The 1435-nt window shown below is 53.6% G+C and carries 1 protein-coding gene and 2 pseudogenes; 1 reads left to right on the plus strand and 2 read right to left on the minus strand.

Translation table 11 applies throughout. The features are described 5' to 3' along the window. A pseudogene (locus tag FTV13_RS15480) lies at positions 1-109 on the minus strand (dihydropteroate synthase); the annotation flags it as partial. A gap of 89 nt (positions 110-198) precedes the next feature. Here FTV13_RS15480 and FTV13_RS15485 point away from each other — a divergent pair. Next, positions 199-426, plus strand: a pseudogene (locus tag FTV13_RS15485) (IS4 family transposase); the annotation flags it as partial. A 197-nt stretch (positions 427-623) separates the two neighbouring features. Here FTV13_RS15485 and FTV13_RS15490 read toward each other — a convergent pair. Then, a partial coding sequence (locus FTV13_RS15490; protein WP_159139002.1) for a LysR family substrate-binding domain-containing protein occupies positions 624-1435 on the minus strand: 812 nt, incomplete at its 5' end.

Genomic DNA, 1435 nt, shown 5'->3' on the forward strand with positions numbered 1-1435 from the left:
GCTTACGCGCCTGCGCAATGGCTGCGTCTGGCGCCAGATACCGGCCTCCATCGGAGAAACTGTCCGAGGTTATGTTGACGATGCCGAAAATGATGAGCGATTTATTCATGGGGGCTTCTATAATAATCTCTGTACACGACAAAAATAGATAACTCATTGAAATAATGTCACAATAATTGTTTTCTAACGACGAATACTATGACACATCTCAATGAGTTATATCTTATCTTAAACAAATCTCTAAAATGGAACAAGTCACATTTAAAGTGCTTTGCGCTCATCATGCTTGTGATTATTTTAAAGCAAACATGTAATCTTTCTTCTGCATCTAAAGCCTTGCCCATCAAGTGTTTACCACAATCATTTTATCGACGTATGCAGCGCTTCTTTGCAGGTCAGTATTTTGATTATCGTCAAATTTCTCAGTGTCATCACCAGAACGATGGTGATGACTACGGCGATCTGACCCCAAAGGATTCGGCCTCCGCGCAATGCAGGCTCCAGTCGGCAAAAGAGACGGAGCCGATCAGAGAGTAGGCAAAATCGGGACGGGCAACAGGAAAGAGGATGCCGGAGGGCTGCCGGATACTATCGGCGGCAAATAGGATGGATCGCCTGTGCCGTTATCGTGCCGGTCGAGTGCCATCCAGGAAACGATTGGGCGAATCGCCGTCACGCTTCATTTTGCCTGCGAGGTTGAGTAGATTTTTCAGTGCGGAGTTGCGATTGAACGGCGACCAGACGGCTGTAAAGGCAACCGGCTCCGGTTCATCGAGGAAGGGCAGGAAGACGATGCCGGTCGTCGGCAACAATGACGTTGCCTCGCCGACGATAGTGATGCCGAAGCCTTGTCCGACCATAGATAGCAGCGTGTCGCGCCCCACATCAAAGCGCCGGATCGACGGTGCGGGCCAACGCCCGGCAAGGCGCAGCACGATATGGTCATGGACCTGCGGGCCGGTGCCACCATAGCGAACAATGAAAGTCTCGCCGACCAGATCGGACCAAGTGATTGCGGACTGCCCGGCGAGGCGATGCCCATCCGATAGCACGGCCACCAGCGGTTCGGTCCAGATCGGTCGGGTATGGCAGTCGGGCATCTCGGGCTTGCCCGCGACGAACACCACGTCGAGCTGGTCAGCACGAAGCTGCATCACCGCATCGCGGGCTGTGCCTTCGGTGATCTCAACCTCAATGCCCGTATGTTCTTCCCGATAATGACGGATCAGCTCCGTGAGAAAGCTGCGTGGGATTAAGGCATGGATGCCGATGCGAAGCCGGCCGTATTCTCCTTGAGCTGTCATGCCTGCGGTCTTCACTGCGTGATCGAGTTGATCGACACCCGCCGTGACACGCTCCATGAAGTGCCTGCCTGCGTCTGTTAGCCGAACGCCCCGCGCATGGCGCTCAAATAGCAGGACACCAAGGTTATCCT

It is taken from the genome of Acinetobacter sp. YH12235 (genome assembly GCF_013417705.1).
Classification (GTDB): domain Bacteria; phylum Pseudomonadota; class Gammaproteobacteria; order Pseudomonadales; family Moraxellaceae; genus Acinetobacter.